Raw genomic sequence first — 17251 nt, forward strand, 5'->3', positions numbered from 1 at the left:
GCGAGTTCGCGTCCCGGCCGGGACTGCCGGGATGGATCAGCCGTTCTCCGGGACCACCGCCACTCTCGTCGATCGGGCGCGGCAGCACGCGCTCGGTGATCTGCTCCGCCGGACCGCTTTGCGCGTGCCCGGCAAGCTCGCCGTGATCGATGGCGAACGGCGGTTCACCTTCGCCGAGTTCGAGGCCGCCGCCTACCGGTGTGCGCACGCCCTCGCCGCGCGCGGGCTGCGCAGGGGCGACCGGCTCGCGCTGCTGAGTCACAACTGCCGGCAGTACGCCGCGCTCGCGTTCGCCACCGCCAAGCTCGGGGTGCTGCTCGTGCCGGTCAACTTCATGCTCGGGGCCGACGAGATCGCCTGCCTCCTCCGCCACGCCGAAGTCGCCGCGTGAACCCACCGCACGAAAGGTGCTGGAGCTCGGCGACGTTGTGCGTGGCCGGGTCGGAGCGGGCGGCGAGCGGGAGGACGTCGACCGGTGGCTGTCCGAAGGGGACCCGAGCCCGCCGGACATCTCCGGCGCGATCGACGGCGGCATGAGCGGCGTCGAGGTGCTTCCCCACCGCTGCACCACTGCGCGCAGCTGAACTGTTTCTTCTCCGTCGACGTCCACCTCGGCGCCACCAGCTTCAGCCTGCCCGGGCCGGGCACGGCCACTCTTCGCGCCGCCGACGGTGTGGATCTCCTTGCTGCGCCAGGAAACTTCGACCGCACCGACCTCTCCAGCCTGCGGAAGGGGTACTACGGCGCGTCCGCGATGCCGGTCGAGGTGCTGCGCGAGCTGCGCCGCCGGCTGCCGGACGTCGACCTGTGGAACTTCTACGGCCAGACCGAAATGGCGCCGCTGGCGACGATCCTGCGCCCGCACGAGCAGCTCGAGCGGGCCGGGTCGGCCGGGCGGCCGTCGCTCGACGTCGAGACCCGGATCGTCGACGACGAGGACGAGCCGGTCGCGTCCGGCGTGGTCGGCGAAATCGTGCACCGCAGCCCGCACGCCACGCTCGGCTATTACCGCGACGAGGACAAAACGGCCGAAACGTTCCGCGGTGGCTGGTTCCACTCCGGCGACCTCGGCGTCGTCGGCGAGGACGGCTACCTGTCCGCCGTGGACCGCAAGAAGGACATGATCAAGACCGGGGGCGAGAACGTCGCGAGCCGCGAAGTCGAGGAGGCGCTGCACCTCCTCGACGGCGTCGCCGAAGCCGCGGTGTTCGGGATCGCCCATCCACACTGGATCGAGGCGGTCACCGCCGTCGTCGTACCGCGCGAAGGCGTCACCCTCACCGCTGCGCAAGTGCTCGACCACGCGAAGTCACATCTCGCCGGTTACAAATGTCCCAAGTACGTCGTATTCACGGAGCGGCTTCCCAAGAATCCGAGCGGTAAGATCGTCAAACGAGAATTGCAGGAACGGCACAAGGGTCTCGCCACGAGCGACTGGCCACCGATTTGTCCTTGCCCGGCACGGAAAACGACGGATACCGCCGACCGCGGACCGGCGTTTTCCGGAGAACGCGGGACACCCGTCCCGCCAGGGCCGACCGGCCCGCGAAGAATCCGCGGAAAGCCGTGGCGCGCGCTGTCCGTCGGGTCTAGGAATAAGGCCGTTCGCCGTTCTCCGTTCCGAAGGGATTCGCTCGTGTCCGTTTTCATCGCCGTCCTCCTCGCCCTGGCCGCCGGGCTGCTCGTCGGCAGCCGGGTCCACAGTGCCCGCGAGGCCCGCGCCAACTACTCCGCCTACCGGGCCCGGACCGCCAAGGGCTTCGGGGAGATGATCCGGTCGGCGGTCTCCGCCGTCGTCGCGGTGGCCGGCGCGCTCGTGCTGCTCTTCATCCTGCTGAACGTGCTCCAGCAGGCCTGAACCCGGAACCCGACTCATGGCGGGTTGTTGCCGCCCCCACCGCGGGGGACCCTTTTCCGTGGCCCCGACGGACGGGGCCGCGAAAGGACTCCCCCATGAGATCGAGGGTGCTTTCTGCTGCGCTCGGTGCGGCCGTAGGCCTGCTGGGCACAGTCGCCGTCGCCGCGCCGGCCGAGGCCGCGGCGGTTTGCGGTGACCAGGTCGTCGGCAACGGCGGGTTCGAAAGCGGCACCACGCCGTGGACCCAGACCAGCGGGGTCATCTCCGCCGCCACCACGGCGGAACCGTCGCACGGCGGCACGATGGACGCCTGGCTCGACGGCTACGGCAGTACGCACACCGACACCCTGTCCCAGTCGCTGACGCTGCCCGCGGGCTGCGCGTCGGCGGCCCTTTCGTGGTGGGCGCACGTCGACACCAAGGAGACGACGACCACCACCGCCTACGACAAGCTCGTCGTCCAGGTCGGCACCGACACCCTCGCGAGCTACTCGAACCTCGACAAGAACACCGGGTACGTCCAGCGCACCGTCGACGTGTCGCGCTACCTGGGCCAGACGGTGACGCTCAAGGTCACCGGCACCGAGGACTCGAGCCTCGCCACCAACTTCCTCCTCGACGACTTCTCGCTGACCACCACCGGTTCGCAGAACCCGCAGTCCCCGGTCGTCACCTCGCCCGGCGCCCAGACCGGCGCCGTCGGCCAGGCCGCGTCCCTGCAGGTCCAGGCCAGTGACCCGCAGGGCGACGCGCTCACCTGGACCGCGACCGGCCTGCCCGCCGGCCTGACGATCGGCGCGAGCACCGGGAAGATCACCGGCACGCCGACGGCGGCCGGGACGTCGTCGGTGACGGTCACCGCCAAGGACCCCGCCGGCAACAGCGGCAGCGCCACTTTCGCGTGGACGATCACCGCGGCACCCGCCGACTCGACGCGCACCCCGATCAACCCCGCCTACACGGTGAACCTCACGTCGAACACCGCGGGCGACACCTGGAACGGCCACCAGAGCGTCAGCTTCACCAACGGCTCCGCGACCGCGCTGCCCGAGGTCTACCTGCGGCTCTGGGACAACTACCACGGCACCTGCCCGACCACGCCGATCACGGTCACGAACGTCACCGGCGGTACGCCGTCCGCGCTGAGCGTGGACTGCACGGCCATGAAGATCACGCTGCCGGCACCGCTCGCGCAGGGCCAGTCGGCGACCATCGGGTTCGACCTGAAGATCGTCGTGCCCAGCGGCGCCGACCGGTTCGGCCACGACGGCGCGTACAACATGATCGGCAACGCGCTACCGGTGCTCGCGGTCCGCGACGGCGCGGGCTGGCACCTCGACCCCTACACCAACAACGGCGAGTCGTTCTACACCGTGATCAGCGACTTCGACGTCACGCTGGTGCACCCGACGGCGCTGCTGACCCCGGCCACCGGGACGTCGACCGAGACGACCAGCGGCAGCACGACCACCACCCGCGCCGTCGCGAACAAGGTGCGCGACTTCGCCTGGGGCGCCGGGCCGTTCGCCAAGATCAGCACGACGTCCGGCAAGGGCGTGCGGGTGAACGTCTACTCGGTCAGCGGGATCTCCACCAGCAGCGCCAACCAGATGCTGAGCCTGGCCGCCGACTCCATCGACGTCCACTCGGGCCGCTTCGGCGACTACCCGTACGGCGAGGTGGACGTGGTGCTGGACAACAACTTCTGGTTCGGCGGCATGGAGTACCCGGGCTTCGTGCTGGACCTCGTGTCGACCACGGCGCTCCCGCACGAGCTGGCGCACCAGTGGTTCTACGGGATCGTCGGCGACGACGAGTACAACTCCCCGTGGCTGGACGAGAGCTTCACCGACTACGCCACCGACCTCTACCGCGGGGTCACCGGAAGCGGCTGCGGCATCACGTGGCAGTCGAGCGCGGAGAAGCTGACCAACTCGATGGCCTACTGGGACGCGCATTCGTCGCGGTACTCCACGGTCGTCTACAACTACGGCAAGTGCACGCTGCACGACCTGCGGCGGCTGATCGGCGACACGGCGATGGCGAACCTGCTGAAGTCCTACGCCCAGTCGCACTGGTACGGCGTGTCGACCACCGCGGAGTTCAAGGCGGCGGCGCAGGCGGCGGCCGGGTCGACCGACCTGACGTCGTTCTGGGCGTCGCACCGCGTGGAGGGCTGAGCGAAATTCGGTTCCGTTCCCCGTCCACGTCCGCCACCCTGGGGACATGGACGGGGAACGGCTTTTCTGCGACGTCGCGCTGGCGGCCCGGATCGAACGCGCCGAGGTGCGGCTGGTCGTCGAGAGCAGCGATGCGGCACGAGCCCGCCGGGGCGACGACGTCGGCTTCGCGCGGCCGTTCGCCGGCGGGGTCGCGAGCTTCGCGGAGGCGGACTCTCCGTACAACAAGGTCGCCGGGGTCGGCTTCGACGGCCCGCCCGACGGGCTGGAGGAGATCGAAGCGGCCTACGCCGAGCTGGGCGCACCAGTGCAGATCGAAGTGTCACAGCTGGCGGACGCGTCCTTCGGCGGGCACCTGACCGACCGGGGCTACCGGCTGGAGAACTACGAGAACGTGCTCGGCCGCCGGGTCGCCGACGCCGGCTTCCCCGACTTCGTCCGGCGCTCCGGGGACGACGAGCTGGAGACGTGGCTGGCCGCCATCGCCGACGCGTCCGTCGTGGCCGACACCGAAGGCCTGGCCTCGCACGAGGAGTTCTCGCGCGAGACCATCGTCGACGCGCTGCGCGACATGCCGGGGATGCTGCGGTTCACGGCGGAACGCGAGGGCGAATTCGCCGGCGGCGCCGGGCTTCGCGTCGCCGACGGGATCGCGCAGCTGGGCGCCGCGGCGACGCTGCCCGCCCACCGCCGCCGCGGCGTGCAGACGGCCCTGGTGCGCGCCCGGCTCGCGACCGCCGCCGCCTTGGGGTGCGACCTCGCCGTCGTCACCACGCAGCCGGGGTCGAAGTCGCAGCAGAACGTGCAGCGGCTGGGGTTCGAACTGCTCTACGCGCGGGCGATCCTGGTGAAGGGCGCCTCGGCGGCGAGCTCCTCGGGCGCCGAAAGCCGCCAGGCCTCGTAGAGCAGTTCGGCCAGCTCGTCGGCGCCGATCCCGTCGAGGTACACGACCACCCAGCCGAACCCGCCCGCGGTGAACTGGACCTCGAAGACGTCGGGGCGCTCCGCCACGAGCGCCAGCTGCTCGGAGATCTCCTGCTTGAGGCCGACGGTCCGGGTCCGCGGCCAGAAGTAGCCGAACCGCTTGCCGCGCACGCTGAACGACGAGTAGTCGCGCGCTTCGGAGCGCTGGACCTCCGCCAGCCCGTCGAGCAGCCGTTCGAGCTTCTGGACCGTGACCGTCACCTGTCGTTCCCCCTGTCTCCGGCGCCTACGTTAGCGCGCCGGTACGGTGCGGGACATGAGCATCCGCGAAGCCGTTCTCGACGACGGCCGCGTGGTGGTGGTCAAGCGCGGGCACGCCCCCGGCGCGGCCGCCGCCGAGGCCGCCGGGTTGCGCTGGCTGGCCGCGGCGGACGCGGTCGCGGTGCCGGTGGTGCACAGCCACGACGACGAACAGCTGGTGCTCGACCGCGTCCCGGCCGGACGCCCGAGCGCGGCGGCGGCCGAGCGGTTCGGGCGCGGGCTCGCGCGGCTCCACGCGGCCGGGGCGCCGGCGTTCGGCGCCGCTCCCCCGGGCGGACCCGCCGACGCCTGGATCGGCCTGGCCCCGATGGCGAACGTCCCCGGGGAGGACTGGGCGTCGTGGTACGCCGCGCACCGGGTGCTGCCCTACGTCCGGCGCGCGGTCGACGCCGGGACGTTCGGCCCGGCCGAGGCCGCGGTCTTCGAGCGCGCCTGCGCCCGGTTCCCCGCGCTCGACGAACCGCCGTCCCGGCTGCACGGCGACCTGTGGAACGGCAACGTCCTGTGGGACGGCGAAGACGGGTGGCTGATCGACCCGGCCGCGCACGGCGGGCACCGCGAGACGGACCTGGCGATGCTGCAGCTGTTCGGCTGCCCGCACCTCGACCGCGTCCTCGCCGCCTACCAGGAGGAAGCCCCGCTGGCCGGCGGCTGGGCGGAGCGGATCGAGCTGCACCAGCTGTTCCCGCTGCTGGTGCACACCGTCCTGTTCGGACGGTCCTACGCCGGGCAGGCGCTGGCGGCGGCGCGCTCGCTGCGTTAGCAGTGCTGCAGCATCGACTCCAGCGCCGTCTTCTCCGGCACGGTGATCGTCAGGCCGTAGTTGCGCTTCACGACGATCCAGTCCGTGGCGTAGGTGCACCAGTACGAGACGAGCGGCGGCTTCCACTGGTCGGGTGCCTTGTCGCTCTTCTGCTCGTTGAGGTTGTCGGTGACCGCGTGCAGCTGCGGGCGGACCAGGTCGTTCGCGAACTGCTCGCGGCGCTCCTGGGTCCACGACTTGGCGCCGCTGACCCACGCCTGCCCCAGCGGCACCATGTGGTCGATGTCCACATCGGACGCCTTGTGCCAGGTCTGGCCGTCGTAGGCGCTCACCCAGGTGCCGGACTTGGCGGCGCAGTCGGAGTTCGTGGTGACGTCCTTGCCGTCGCGCTTGAGGACCTGCTCGCGGGTGTCGCAGGCGCCCTCGACCTTGTCCCAGTGCGGAAACTTCTCGCGGCTGTATCCGTCCATGGTCCCGCGCACGGCGACCTTCAGCTGTCCCAGCTCGGCCCGCGCTTCGGCGGGCGCGACCGGCGCGGCGGCGGCGGTTCCGGTCGGCTGGGCCCCGGAGGCCAGGTCGTCGGGCACCTTGCAGCCGGTGACGGCGGCACCGGTGAGGACGGCCAGCAGAACGAGCGCTTGGGTGCGCGGCATCGTGAACCCCTTTCACATCTACCGGGAGGTGCCCAGCCGACGTCGCGGGGAAACGGTGCAGATGGCCTAGTTGGCGCGATCTTTACGAGCCGTGGAAGACCTGCGCGACGAACACGGCGGCGATGACGCCTGCGGTGACGAGCAGCGTCAGCACCGCCAGCAGGCCCCAGGGCACCTGCCGGATCGGCCGGGGCCGCGGGAAGACCGCCGAACCCGGCCGCCGGGGCAGCGGGACGGCCGGCTCGCCGGGTTCCTCGGCGGCCGGCGGGGGTTCGGCCGGGATGGGCACGACCGCGGGCAGCTCCGGCAGCCGGGAGCGGTCCGGCAGGCGCACCGGGAACCCGTCGGCGACCAGCGCGGACCGGGGCGGGGCCAGGTGGGCGAGGGAAAGCGCGTAGCAGGCGTCGAGGACGTCGTCGGCCGACCAGACGGTCCGCCAGCGGTTGTGCTGGACGATGATCCGGCGCAGGCTCCGCGGGTCGGCCAGGACGACGGCGACCCCGGGGACGGTGGCGGGCTCGTCCCAGTGCGCACCCGGGGCGGGCAGTCCGGGGACGACCGCGACCAGGCCGGTCACGTACCGGCCGCCTTCGTGCCCGGCGAGCGCTCCCTGCGCCGCCGCCACCGCCGCGCCCGCCCGCTCCCCCGATCCCGGGTCGGGGCCGGGCTCGTGCGCCGCGATCACCACCACGCCGGTGCGGGTGAAGACCAGGGCGTCGACGAACTCGGGGCCCGGCAACGCGATGCCCGCCAGCGCCAGGCCCGTCAGGTGGTCCGGTCCCCGCCCCCAGGAACGCAGCAACTCCACGACGTGCTCCGCCGCGGGCGGCAGAGCACGTTCGGTACCGGTGCGCTGGAGGGCCACGAGCAACGCCGGTCACTCCTCCCACGAAATAGGGCACTACGACGGTAAAAGCCCGACCGCCGCCGCCCCAGCAGCCGAACGAGTGATCGAACACCACCGTGCGTGACCGAGGGCATGCTGGACGCACCCGACGAAGGAGAACGCCATGGGCGCACCCCCACCCGCCTACCAGGGCGCCGCACTCGAGGTCGACCGGTCGTTCTACCGGCGGCTCGCCGCCGAGCCCGGCCGGGTGCGGGTCGACGCCTTCGAAATCCCGATCCGCTCCGGCCGCGCGTGGCGGGTGCCGAAGGGCCACCTCTGCCGGCTCAGCACCGTCGAAGGCCCGCAGGTCGGGGACCTCAACCTGTGGCACGCCGACGACCCCCGCGAACGGTTCTGGGCGGCCCGCACCCGCCAGCTCCAGCGCGCGCACGTCAGCACGTTCGACCGGCTGTGGTCGACGCTGCCGTTCCTGCGCCCGCTGGCCACGATCACCGCCGACACCCTCGAGCACCACGGCGTGGACGGCGACGGCGGCCGCGTGCACGACCTGCTCGGCACCCGCTGCGACCCGTACGTCAACCGGCTGCTCACCGGCGAGGACTTCGACTTCCACTGCCACTCGAACCTGGTCCGCGCGGTCGCGCCGTTCGGGCTCACCGAGTTCGACGTGCACGACGTCCTGAACGTCTTCCAGTGCACCGGGCTCACCGAAGACGACCGCTACTTCATGAAGGCGTGCCCGGCCCGCCCGGGCGACCACTTCGAGTTCTTCGCGGAGGCCGACCTGCTGTGCGCGCTGTCGACGTGCCCGGGCGGCGACCTGTCCGTCCCGCTGTGGGGCCCGGACGCCCGCGACCCGATCGACGTCTGCCACCCGATCGGCGTCGAGGTGTTCGCACCGCGCGCCGACCTGTTGGAAGGCTGGTCCCCACCGGCGCGCGCGGCCTACCGCGGGCTGCACGGCGTCCGGCTGCCGGAGTGGGCCGACCTGCCCGATCGGACGGGTCGGCGCGGCGAACCCGCGGGGTAGCCTGGCCGGAAGTCGACGGCGTTCCGACTCCGAGGGCCTCACCATCGCGAAGTTCCACGCTCGTCGCTCTTGCCGAAGCCTCCTCGAGCGGGAACGGCTTGGTCGGTTCGCCGACCTGCACGGGGCGTCCCGCTCCCGAACGGGCTCAGTGCGAGCCGACGCTCTTTGCGTTGTGGCGCAAGCGATCCGGCGTACCCGGAAACCGTCCGGCCGGGGCGGGCGGGCACCGGCCCGGTCGGAAAGGTTCACCTGGCGGCCGGTCCGTGTGATGATGGCAGGCCGGGTACACCGATCGGGTCGCTCGAGGAGTGCGCGTGGACCTGCGGACCGAGATCGCGCAGTCGTGGCGGCGGGCGGAGCTCTCCGGGCTCTCGCCGGCGTCCGCCATCGACCGGCTCGACGTCGCCGACGTCGACAGCCGCAGCCGGTTGCTGCGGGCCGCTTCGCCCGTGCTCGACGAGCTGGCCCGGCAGCTGGCCGGCACGCGGTTCTGCGTCGTGCTCGCCGACGACGAGTGCCGCATCGTCGCGCGGCGGTTCACCGAGCGGTCGGTGGAGCTGGCGCTGGAGAACGTCAGCGCGGTGCCCGGCTGCCAGTTCATCGAGGAGCGGACGGGAACGAACTCCCTCGCCACGCCGTTCGAGACCCGCCGCGGTGTCTCCGTCGACGGTGACGAGCACTTCCTCGAAGCCATGAAGCAGTTCACCTGCTACGGCCACCCGCTGGTGCACCCTTCGACGCGGCGGCTGGCCGGCGTCCTCGACATCACCGGGCCGGCCGGCGACGCGAACCCGCTGCTCGGGCCGTTCCTGCGGCGCGCGGTCGCCGACATCGAACGGCGGCTGCTCGACGGCGCGAAGCTCGCCGAGCAGCAGTTGCTGGCCGCGTTCCAGTCGGTGCAGCACCGGGCCTGTGCGGTGCTGGCGCTCGGCCAGGACGTCGTGCTGGCCAACACGGCGGCGACCGAGCTGGTCGACACCGCCGACCACCGGCTGCTGCAGGACCTCGGGCGCACCCAGCGGGGGCTCCGGCGCATCCGGCTGACCTCCGGCACGCCGGTGGAGGTGCGCGTCGAAGCCGTGTCGGCGAACGCCGGGCTGCTGTTCGAGCTGGCGCCGGTGCGCCCGGCGAGCCCGGTGGTGTCGCGCCCGCGCGCCGCGCGCGGGCTCTTCCCGGCGCCGATCGAAGACCGCCTCCACCGCGCCGGCCACGCCCGGCGGCGGGTGCTCGTCTGCGGCGAGCCCGGCGCGGGCCGCAGCACGGCGGCCCGGGTGATCGCCGGGGACGAGCCGGTGCGCGAGTTCGACGCGTCCGACGTCGTCGCGGGCGAAGCCGACTGGTGCGCTCGCGTGGAGGCGGCGGCGAGCTCCCGTGGCCTGCTGGTGATCGACGGGATCCAGCTGCTGCCCCCGCTCGCGGCAGTCCGCCTGGCCCGCCTGCTGGACGAGTCACCGGCGTGGTTCGCCCTGCTCAGCGGCCCGCCGTCGGAGCTGCACGGCGAGCAGGCGACCCTGGCGGCACGCGTCCACCGCCGGATCGAGCTGCCCCCGCTGCGCGAGCGCCGCGACGAGATCCCGGCGATCGCCCGCGAGCTGCTACGCGGCTTCGGTGCTTCGCTGCGCCTGACGCCGGGCGCGCTGGAGCTGCTGGCGTCCCAGCACTGGCCGGGCAACCTGCGCGAGCTGGAGGGCGTCCTGGCGGCGGCGGCCGACCGCCGCTCGGCCGGCGACCTGACGGCGGCCGACCTGGCCCCGGACTGCACGGAGACGGGCGGGGCCCTGACCGGCTGGGAGCAGGCCGAGTACGACGTCATCGTCCGCACGCTGCGAGCCTGCGACGGCAACAAGGTGCGGGCGGCGAAGCAGCTGGGCATCAGCCGCTCGACGCTCTACAACCGCATGCGCGCGCTGCGGGTCCGCTGAGAGGGGTGTCCGGGATTCGGACACCCCACGGCCGCGGCCGCTGCTCACAATCGACGGGCGAGGACGCACGCCGCACGTCAAGGAGATGGCCGTGAAGACGAAGGCAGCCGTACTGTTCGATGCCGGGAAGCCGTTCGAGATCATGGAGCTCGACCTCGACGGGCCCGGTCCCGGTGAGGTGCTCATCAAGTACACCGCCGCCGGGTTGTGCCACTCGGATCTGCACCTGATCGACAACGACCTGGTGCCGCGGTTCCCGATCATCGGCGGGCACGAGGGCGCCGGGGTCATCGAAGAGGTCGGCCCCGGTGTCACCAAGGTCGCGCCCGGCGACCACGTCGTGTGCAGCTTCATCCCGAACTGCGGTACCTGCCGCTACTGCTCGACCGGCCGCCAGAACCTCTGCGACATGGGCGCCACCATCCTCGACGGCCACCTGCCCGACGGCACCTTCCGCTTCCACGGCGGCGGCCAGGACTTCGGCGCGATGTGCATGCTCGGCACGTTCTCCGAGCGCGCCACCATCTCGCAGCACTCGGTGGTCAAGGTCGACGACTGGCTGCCGCTGGAGACCGCGGTCCTGGTCGGCTGCGGCGTGCCCACCGGGTGGGCCACCGCCAACTACGCCGGCGGGGTCCGCGCCGGGGACACCACCGTCGTCTACGGGATCGGCGGCATCGGGATCAACGCCGTGCAGGGTGCCGCGCACGCCGGGGCGAAGTACGTCGTCGCGGTCGATCCCGTCGAGTTCAAGCGGGAGGCTGCGCTCAAGTTCGGCGCCACCCACGCGTTCGCCACCGCGGCCGAAGCCGCCGAGAAGGTCAACGAGCTCACCTGGGGCCAGCTGGCCGACCAGGCGCTGATCACCGTCGGCACCGTGGAGGAGGACGTCGTCAGCGAAGCGTTCAACGTCGTCGGCAAGGGCGGCACCGTCGTCATCACCGGGCTCGCCAACCCCGAGAAGCTCACCGTGCACGTCTCCGGCGGCGTCATGACGCTGTTCGAGAAGACGATCAAGGGCACGCTGTTCGGCTCGGCGAACCCGCAGTACGACATCGTCCGGCTGCTGCGGCTCTACGACGCCGGGAAGCTCAAGCTCGACGAGCTGGTCACCCGCAAGTACACCCTCGAGCAGGTCAACGAGGGCTATCAGGACCTGCGCGACGGGAAGAACATCCGCGGCGTGATCGTCCACGCGTAGCGGGGGGTCCACAATGGACCTCGACGCGCCGTACCGGGTGAACCCCCACGAGCCCTTCGAGGTGCTCGTCCACCGCTGCGAGCACCGGGACGGGTGCCTGCTCGGGACTCCCGACGTGGTCCGCTTCGTCCGGGCGCTGGCGATGCACGCCACGGCGCGCGACGCGATCGACGCCGCCGAGCTCGGCGAGACCACGCGGGCCCGGGTGGTGGCGGCGCTCGAACACCTCGCCGCCACCGGCGTCATCGTCGCCGAGCCGTGAAACCCCCGGTGGCCACCGCGATCCCGACGCGGTGGCCACCGGCTCCACAGGTACCAAGGCAAGCATCGACGACATCTGCCATGTCAGCCTCACCGCCGAACTTCTCGACTCGAGGACGCCGGCCCCAGATCAGCGGTGCGGGCGCATGCCGCGGCCAACTTCTGCCGCCAGGGCTCTTTCGCGAACGCGGGCAGACGCCGCTTGAGGGTCGCGTACGCCGACCTGCCTCCTCGACCACCCGCAGACTGTCCAGCTTGCTGGTCGGCTCGACGATCCTTGCCAGCACCAGTAATCGGAACACCTCGTCACCACCAGCAGCCTCCTCCAACCCCCACAGCTGGTAGGCGTGGCCGAGCGCGTCCCACAGGTACTCCATCCGCGACGACGTGATCGCAAGCGGCCCACCACCGGCCTGCAACGCCGCTGCCTCGCCACCGCCGTGAGCGCCTCCAACGCCGCATCGTCATGCGCCGAGCCGATGTGCTCGATGTCCCGCGACCCGCGGAGAACACGATCTGCACCGCAGATCTTCGCCGTTCACACGACGAAACCGCAGCTCAACAGCCGGCACCCTACCCAAGATCAGCGATCTTGAGCCAAAGGCAGGTAAGGTGACGGAATGGTCATGCGGGTGGCGATTCCCGTGCTGCCGTGCCGAGATGTGCAGGCAGCGCGGTCGTACTTCACGGACGTGCTCGGATTCGACACCATATTCACCTGGGAGACCCCACCCAGCTACGCGGCCGTGATCCGCGACACCGCCGAGTTCCACCTGTACGCCGAAAGCAGCGTCGGCCCGGCCAGGGTGACGGTTGTCGTCGACGACGTCGATTCCTGCCACGACGAGCTGCGCGCCCGCGGTGCCGACATCGTCGAGCCACTGGCCGACCGGCCCTACGGGATGCGCGACTTCAACGTACGGACACCCGATGGGCACTTGTTGATCTTCAGCCAGCCGCTTACCTAGTACGGGTGACCATCAGCGGACCAGCCGGAAGAATGACCGGACCTCGTCGACGAACAACGCCGGCTGCTCGAACGCCGCGAAGTGGCCGCCCTTGCCGGGCTCGTTCCAGTACCGGATGTTCGGGAACCGGCGCTCCGCCCACCGCCGAGACGGGCGCTGCATTTTTTGGGGAAGACCGGACAGCCGGTGGGTACGGTCACCAGCGCGCCGGCCGGCCCGGAGATCCATTCGTTGACCTGCCGGAGGCTTTCCCAGTACAGCCGGGCGGATATCCGCTCGATCCCCCACCCAGGCGCGGCCGGCTTGTCGCTGAAGCCGTAACCGGGAAGCGATGGGCAGACCCCTAGGACCGGCCACTTAGTGCGCAGAGCCAAGTCAGGTTGCCTGGTGGCAACCGATTCCCGCCTGCGTCTATGACAGTCGGACAGCACTCCTGGGTCACGGGCGCGGGGCGTTGCGCAGGTTGGCGCGCGCCAGGTCGACCATCTTGCCGACGCCGCCGTTGAGCACCGTCTTCGTCGCGCCCAAGGCGAAGCCGCGCACCATCTCGCCGGTGATCCGCGGCGGGATCGACAGCGCGTTCGGGTCGGTCACCACCTCGACGACCGCCGGGCCGGGGTGGGCGAACGCCTTCTCCAGCGCGCCGCGGACGTCGGCCGGGTCCTCGACCCGCTCGGCGAAGACGCCGCACGCGGCCGCGATCGCCGCGAAGTTCACCGGCGCGTGGTCGGTGCCGAAGTCCGGGAGCCCGTCGACCAGCATCTCCAGCTTCACCATGCCGAGCGTGGCGTTGTTGAACACCACGACCTTCACCGGCACTTCGTAGGCCGGCAGCGTCAGCAGGTCGCCCATCAGCATGGCGAGCCCGCCGTCACCCGAGAGCGACACGACCTGGCGGCCCGGCTGGGACAGCTGCGCGCCGATCGCGTGCGGGAGCGCGTTCGCCATGCTGCCGTGCCGGAACGAGCCGAGCACGCGGCGGCGGCCGTTGGGGGTCAGGTAGCGCGCGGCCCAGACGTTGCCCATGCCGGTGTCGACGGTGAACACGGCGTCGTCCGCGGCGACCTCGTCGAGCACCGAAGCGACGTACTCCGGGTGGATCGGACGGCGCTGCTCGATCTTGCCCGTGTACGCGCCGACGACCTTCTCCAGCTTCCGCACGTGCTCGCGCAGCATCCGGTCCAGGTACGCGCGCTCGGTCCGCGGGCGCAGCAGCGGCAGCAGCGCGCGCAGCGTCTCCTTGACGTCGCCGTGCACCGCCAAGTCCAGCGGCGTGCGGCGGCCGAGGCGCGAAGCGTCGTGGTCGACCTGGATCGTGCGCGCCTGCGGGAGGAACTTGTCGTACGGGAAGTCCGTGCCCAGCAACACGATCCGGTCGGCTTCGTGCATGGCGTCGTAGCAGGCGCCGTAGCCGAGCAGGCCGCTCATGCCGACGTCGAACGGGTTGTCGTACTGGATCCACTCCTTGCCGCCGAGCGAGTGCCCGACCGGGGCGGCTAGTTTTTCCGCCAGGGCCATGACTTCTTCGTGCGCGCCGCGGACGCCCGCGCCCGCGAACAGCATCACTTTCTCCCCCGAGTTCAGCAGGTCGGCGAGCTTCTGCACGGCGTCCGCGGACGGCACCGGCGGCGACGGCTCGACCAGCGGGAGCCGCTCGGTGAGCGGGCCGGTGGCCTTGCGGTCGGCGAGGTCGCCCGGGATGGTCAGCACCGCGACGCCGCCCTTGCCGACGGCGGCCTGGGTGGCGATGCGCAACAGCCGCGGCAGCTGCGCCGGGTCCGCGACGACCTCGCTGAAGTGGCTGCACTCCGTGAAGAGGCGGTCCGGGTGGGTCTCCTGGAAGAACCCGGTGCCGATCTGGTTGGACGGGATGTGCGACGCGATCGCGAGCACCGGCGCGCCCGAGCGGTGGGCGTCGAACAGGCCGTTGATCAGGTGCAGGTTGCCCGGCCCGCAGCTGCCCGCGCACACCGCGAGCTTGCCGGTGACCTGCGCTTCGGCCGCCGCGGCGAAGGCGGCGGTCTCTTCGTGGCGGACGTGCACCCACTCGATGCCGTCGATGCGGCGCACGGCGTCGACGATCGGGTTCAAGCTGTCGCCGACGATGCCGTAGATGCGCTCGACGCCCGCGTCCCGCAGCGTCCTGACCAGTTGTTCTGCCACCGTAGCCATGCCCCCAGCCTGCCCCGCCCCGGCGCATGCGTCCAATGCCTGATCGGCTGAACTTCCATACACTGGGCGCATGGACGTCCAGATGCTGCGGCTCTTCCGCGAGGTCGCCGGCGGCGCGACCGTCACGGAGACCGCGGCCGGGGCCCACCTGACCCAGCCCGCGCTCTCCCGGGCCCTGCGGCGGCTGGAGCACGAAGCCGGCGCCGAGCTGTTCCGCCGGTCCGGGCGGCTGCTGCGGCTGACGCCGGCCGGGCACGTCTTCAAGCGGCACGCCGGCCTCGTGCTCGACCAGCTCGACCAGGGCCTGCGCGAAGTCGCCGACATCGTCGCGCCGGGGGCCGGCGTCGTGCCGCTGGCCTTCCTGCACACCTTCGGCACCTGGCTCGTGCCCGACGTCCTGAGCGGCTTCCTGCGCGAGCACGCGAGCACCCGCTTCGAGCTGCGGCAGCACGGCGAGGCCGGGCTCGAGGCGGAGTTGCTCGAGGGCACCGCGGACCTCGTCCTCACCAGCGGCGACCCCGGGCACCCCCAGCTGCACTGGGAACGCCTGCTCGTCGAGCCGTTGCGGCTGGCCGTCCCGCCGCACCACCGCCTCGCCGGGCGACACCGCGTCCGCCTCGCCGACGTCGCGGACGAGACGTTCATCCTGCTGCGCCCCGGTTACGCGCTGCGCGAAACGACCGAGCGGCTGTGCGCCGAGGCCGGGTTCGCCCCGCGCATCGGGTTCGAGGGCGACGAAGTCGAGACGCTGCGCGGGCTCGTGACCGCCGGGCTCGGCGTGTCCGTGCTGCCGCTGCCGCACACGGCGGCGTTCCCGGCGCCGCACCTGGAACTGACCGATGTGGACGCTGCCCGCGACATCGGGCTCGCGTGGGTGGCCGGGCGGAACCTCCCCGCACCCAGCGAAACCTTCCGGCGGCACGTGCTCGACACCGTTCCCGGGCGGTTCGACCGTCCACAAGGGACCATGTGAGAATCGCCGTACGACCACGCAAAGTGACCGCCGGTGTGACAGGGTGGAGACATGGCCGCGCTGAGATCCTTCCTGACGTCCTGGACCTCCGTCACCCCCGTGCTCGGCATCCTCGTGCTCGCGCTCGCCTGGGGCCGCGACCTCGGCCCGGTCTTCGTGGCGATCGTGGCGATCGCGCTCGGGGCGACCGTGCTGGCCGCGGTGCACCACGCGGAGGTCGTCGCGCACCGCGTCGGGGAGCCGTTCGGCTCGCTCGTGCTCGCGGTCGCGGTCACCGTCATCGAAGTCGCGCTGATCGTCACGATGATGGTCTCGGGCGGCCCGGACGCCGGCTCGCTGGCGCGCGACACCGTGTTCGCGGCGGTGATGATCACGACCAACGGCATCGTCGGCATCTCGCTCCTGGTCGGCGCCCGCCGCTACGGCGTCACCCTCTTCAACTCCGAAGGCAGCGGTGCCGCGCTGGCCACGGTCGCGACGCTGGCCACGCTGAGCCTGGTGCTGCCGACGTTCACCTCCAGCACGCCGGGCCCGGCGTTTTCCTCGGCGCAGCTGACGTTCGCCGCCGTCGCGTCCCTGGCGCTGTACGCCACGTTCGTGCTGACGCAGACCATGCGCCACCGCGACTTCTTCCTCCCGGTGGCGGCCGACGGCGAGGTCAAGGAAGACGACCACGCCGAGCCCCCGACGAACCGGGCGGCGCTGGGCAGCCTCGCGCTCCTGCTGATCGCCCTGGTCGCGGTGGTCGGCCTGGCGAAGGTGGAGTCCCCGGCGATCGAGGCGGGCGTCCGCGCGGCCGGCTTCCCGCAGTCGTTCGTCGGCGTGGTGATCGCCCTGCTGGTCCTGCTCCCGGAGACGCTCGCGGCCACGCGCGCCGCCCAGCGCGACCGGATGCAGATCAGCCTGAACCTCGCTTACGGCTCGGCGATCGCGAGCATCGGCCTGACGATCCCGGCGATCGCACTGGCGTCGCTGTGGCTGCCGGGCGAGCTGCTGCTGGGCCTCGGCTCGACGCAGATCGTGCTGCTGGCGTTGACGGTGGTGGTGAGCGTCCTGACGGTGGTCCCGGGCCGGGCGACCCGCCTCCAGGGCGGCGTGCACCTGGTGCTGCTGGCGGGCTTCCTGGTGCTGGCCGTCAACCCCTGAGAGCCCCCGGTCGTGAGTGGGAAACAGCG

General features: G+C 71.8%; 18 protein-coding genes and 1 pseudogene. 13 read left to right on the forward strand and 6 right to left on the reverse strand.

The features are described 5' to 3' along the window. Positions 1-31 precede the first annotated feature (31 nt). The 5 genes from MUY14_RS14380 to MUY14_RS14400 all read left to right on the forward strand — a co-directional run bounded on the left by MUY14_RS14380 (position 32) and on the right by MUY14_RS14400 (position 4942). A complete protein-coding gene (locus tag MUY14_RS14380; protein WP_247023500.1) occupies positions 32-391 on the forward strand; it encodes an AMP-binding protein in 360 nt (119 codons plus the stop codon). Between the two features lie 16 nt (positions 392-407). After that, positions 408-584, forward strand: coding sequence for a hypothetical protein (locus MUY14_RS14385; RefSeq protein ID WP_247023501.1), 177 nt, complete (start codon positions 408-410; stop codon positions 582-584). A gap of 89 nt (positions 585-673) precedes the next feature. Continuing rightward, complete coding sequence (locus tag MUY14_RS14390) at positions 674-1858, forward strand: AMP-binding protein (protein WP_247023502.1); 1185 nt, start codon at positions 674-676, stop codon at positions 1856-1858. A 107-nt stretch (positions 1859-1965) separates the two neighbouring features. Continuing rightward, positions 1966-4038 carry a putative Ig domain-containing protein gene (locus MUY14_RS14395; protein ID WP_247025133.1) on the forward strand — a complete coding sequence of 691 codons (2073 nt, stop codon included), beginning with the start codon at positions 1966-1968 and terminating at the stop codon, positions 4036-4038. A 46-nt stretch (positions 4039-4084) separates the two neighbouring features. Then, positions 4085-4942 carry a GNAT family N-acetyltransferase gene (locus MUY14_RS14400; protein ID WP_247023503.1) on the forward strand — a complete coding sequence of 286 codons (858 nt, stop codon included), beginning with the start codon at positions 4085-4087 and terminating at the stop codon, positions 4940-4942. On the opposite strand, the gene MUY14_RS14405 is transcribed toward MUY14_RS14400, so the two are convergent. Then, positions 4867-5223 (reverse strand): MmcQ/YjbR family DNA-binding protein, encoded by a 357-nt coding sequence (locus MUY14_RS14405; RefSeq protein WP_247023504.1) that lies wholly within the window; start codon positions 5221-5223, stop codon positions 4867-4869. The genes MUY14_RS14400 and MUY14_RS14405 overlap by 76 nt on opposite strands. 55 nt (positions 5224-5278) lie before the next feature. Between MUY14_RS14405 and MUY14_RS14410 the strand changes: the two genes are divergently transcribed. Beyond that, positions 5279-6046, forward strand: a complete 768-nt coding sequence (locus MUY14_RS14410; RefSeq protein ID WP_247023505.1) for a fructosamine kinase family protein — start codon at positions 5279-5281, stop codon at positions 6044-6046. Here the strand turns inward: MUY14_RS14410 and MUY14_RS14415 are convergent. Both MUY14_RS14415 and MUY14_RS14420 read right to left on the reverse strand, forming a co-directional pair. Next, entirely contained in the window at positions 6043-6699 is a 657-nt protein-coding gene (locus tag MUY14_RS14415) for an HNH endonuclease family protein (protein ID WP_247023506.1), read from the reverse strand. The genes MUY14_RS14410 and MUY14_RS14415 overlap by 4 nt on opposite strands. 82 nt (positions 6700-6781) lie before the next feature. Further along, positions 6782-7507 (reverse strand): hypothetical protein, encoded by a 726-nt coding sequence (locus MUY14_RS14420; RefSeq protein WP_247023507.1) that lies wholly within the window; start codon positions 7505-7507, stop codon positions 6782-6784. Between the two features lie 202 nt (positions 7508-7709). Here MUY14_RS14420 and MUY14_RS14425 point away from each other — a divergent pair, with 202 nt between their 5' ends. From MUY14_RS14425 to mftB, 4 genes are all read left to right on the forward strand, one after another. Beyond that, positions 7710-8579 carry an urea carboxylase-associated family protein gene (locus MUY14_RS14425; RefSeq protein ID WP_247023508.1) on the forward strand — a complete coding sequence of 290 codons (870 nt, stop codon included), beginning with the start codon at positions 7710-7712 and terminating at the stop codon, positions 8577-8579. A gap of 314 nt (positions 8580-8893) precedes the next feature. Beyond that, a complete protein-coding gene (locus MUY14_RS14430) occupies positions 8894-10501 on the forward strand; it encodes a sigma-54-dependent Fis family transcriptional regulator (protein ID WP_247023509.1) in 1608 nt (535 codons plus the stop codon). Positions 10502-10592: 91 nt separating this feature from the next. Next, positions 10593-11702 (forward strand): NDMA-dependent alcohol dehydrogenase, encoded by a 1110-nt coding sequence (locus MUY14_RS14435; RefSeq protein ID WP_247023510.1) that lies wholly within the window; start codon positions 10593-10595, stop codon positions 11700-11702. Positions 11703-11715: 13 nt separating this feature from the next. Then, on the forward strand, positions 11716-11964 hold the full coding sequence (gene mftB, locus MUY14_RS14440) for a mycofactocin biosynthesis chaperone MftB (protein WP_247023511.1): 249 nt from the start codon (positions 11716-11718) through the stop codon (positions 11962-11964). Positions 11965-12077: 113 nt separating this feature from the next. Here the strand turns inward: mftB and MUY14_RS14445 are convergent. After that, a pseudogene (locus MUY14_RS14445) lies at positions 12078-12492 on the reverse strand (IS1634 family transposase); the annotation flags it as partial. Between the two features lie 91 nt (positions 12493-12583). Between MUY14_RS14445 and MUY14_RS14450 the strand changes: the two are divergent. After that, positions 12584-12931 carry a VOC family protein gene (locus tag MUY14_RS14450; protein ID WP_247023512.1) on the forward strand — a complete coding sequence of 116 codons (348 nt, stop codon included), beginning with the start codon at positions 12584-12586 and terminating at the stop codon, positions 12929-12931. A 12-nt stretch (positions 12932-12943) separates the two neighbouring features. Here MUY14_RS14450 and MUY14_RS14455 read toward each other — a convergent pair whose 3' ends face one another. Further along, positions 12944-13093 carry a hypothetical protein gene (locus tag MUY14_RS14455; RefSeq protein ID WP_247023513.1) on the reverse strand — a complete coding sequence of 50 codons (150 nt, stop codon included), beginning with the start codon at positions 13091-13093 and terminating at the stop codon, positions 12944-12946. Positions 13094-13369: 276 nt separating this feature from the next. Then, the gene (locus tag MUY14_RS14460) at positions 13370-15103 is read right to left on the reverse strand and encodes a pyruvate dehydrogenase (protein ID WP_247023514.1); all 1734 of its coding nucleotides are present in this window, start codon (positions 15101-15103) and stop codon (positions 13370-13372) included. A gap of 70 nt (positions 15104-15173) precedes the next feature. On the opposite strand from MUY14_RS14460, the gene MUY14_RS14465 reads away from it, so the two are divergent. Then, entirely contained in the window at positions 15174-16076 is a 903-nt protein-coding gene (locus MUY14_RS14465; protein WP_247023515.1) for a LysR family transcriptional regulator, read from the forward strand. Between the two features lie 51 nt (positions 16077-16127). Beyond that, entirely contained in the window at positions 16128-17222 is a 1095-nt protein-coding gene (locus MUY14_RS14470; RefSeq protein WP_247023516.1) for a calcium:proton antiporter, read from the forward strand. Positions 17223-17251 lie beyond the last annotated feature (29 nt).

The organism is Amycolatopsis sp. FBCC-B4732, from assembly GCF_023008405.1.
Lineage (GTDB): Bacteria > Actinomycetota > Actinomycetes > Mycobacteriales > Pseudonocardiaceae > Amycolatopsis > Amycolatopsis pretoriensis_A.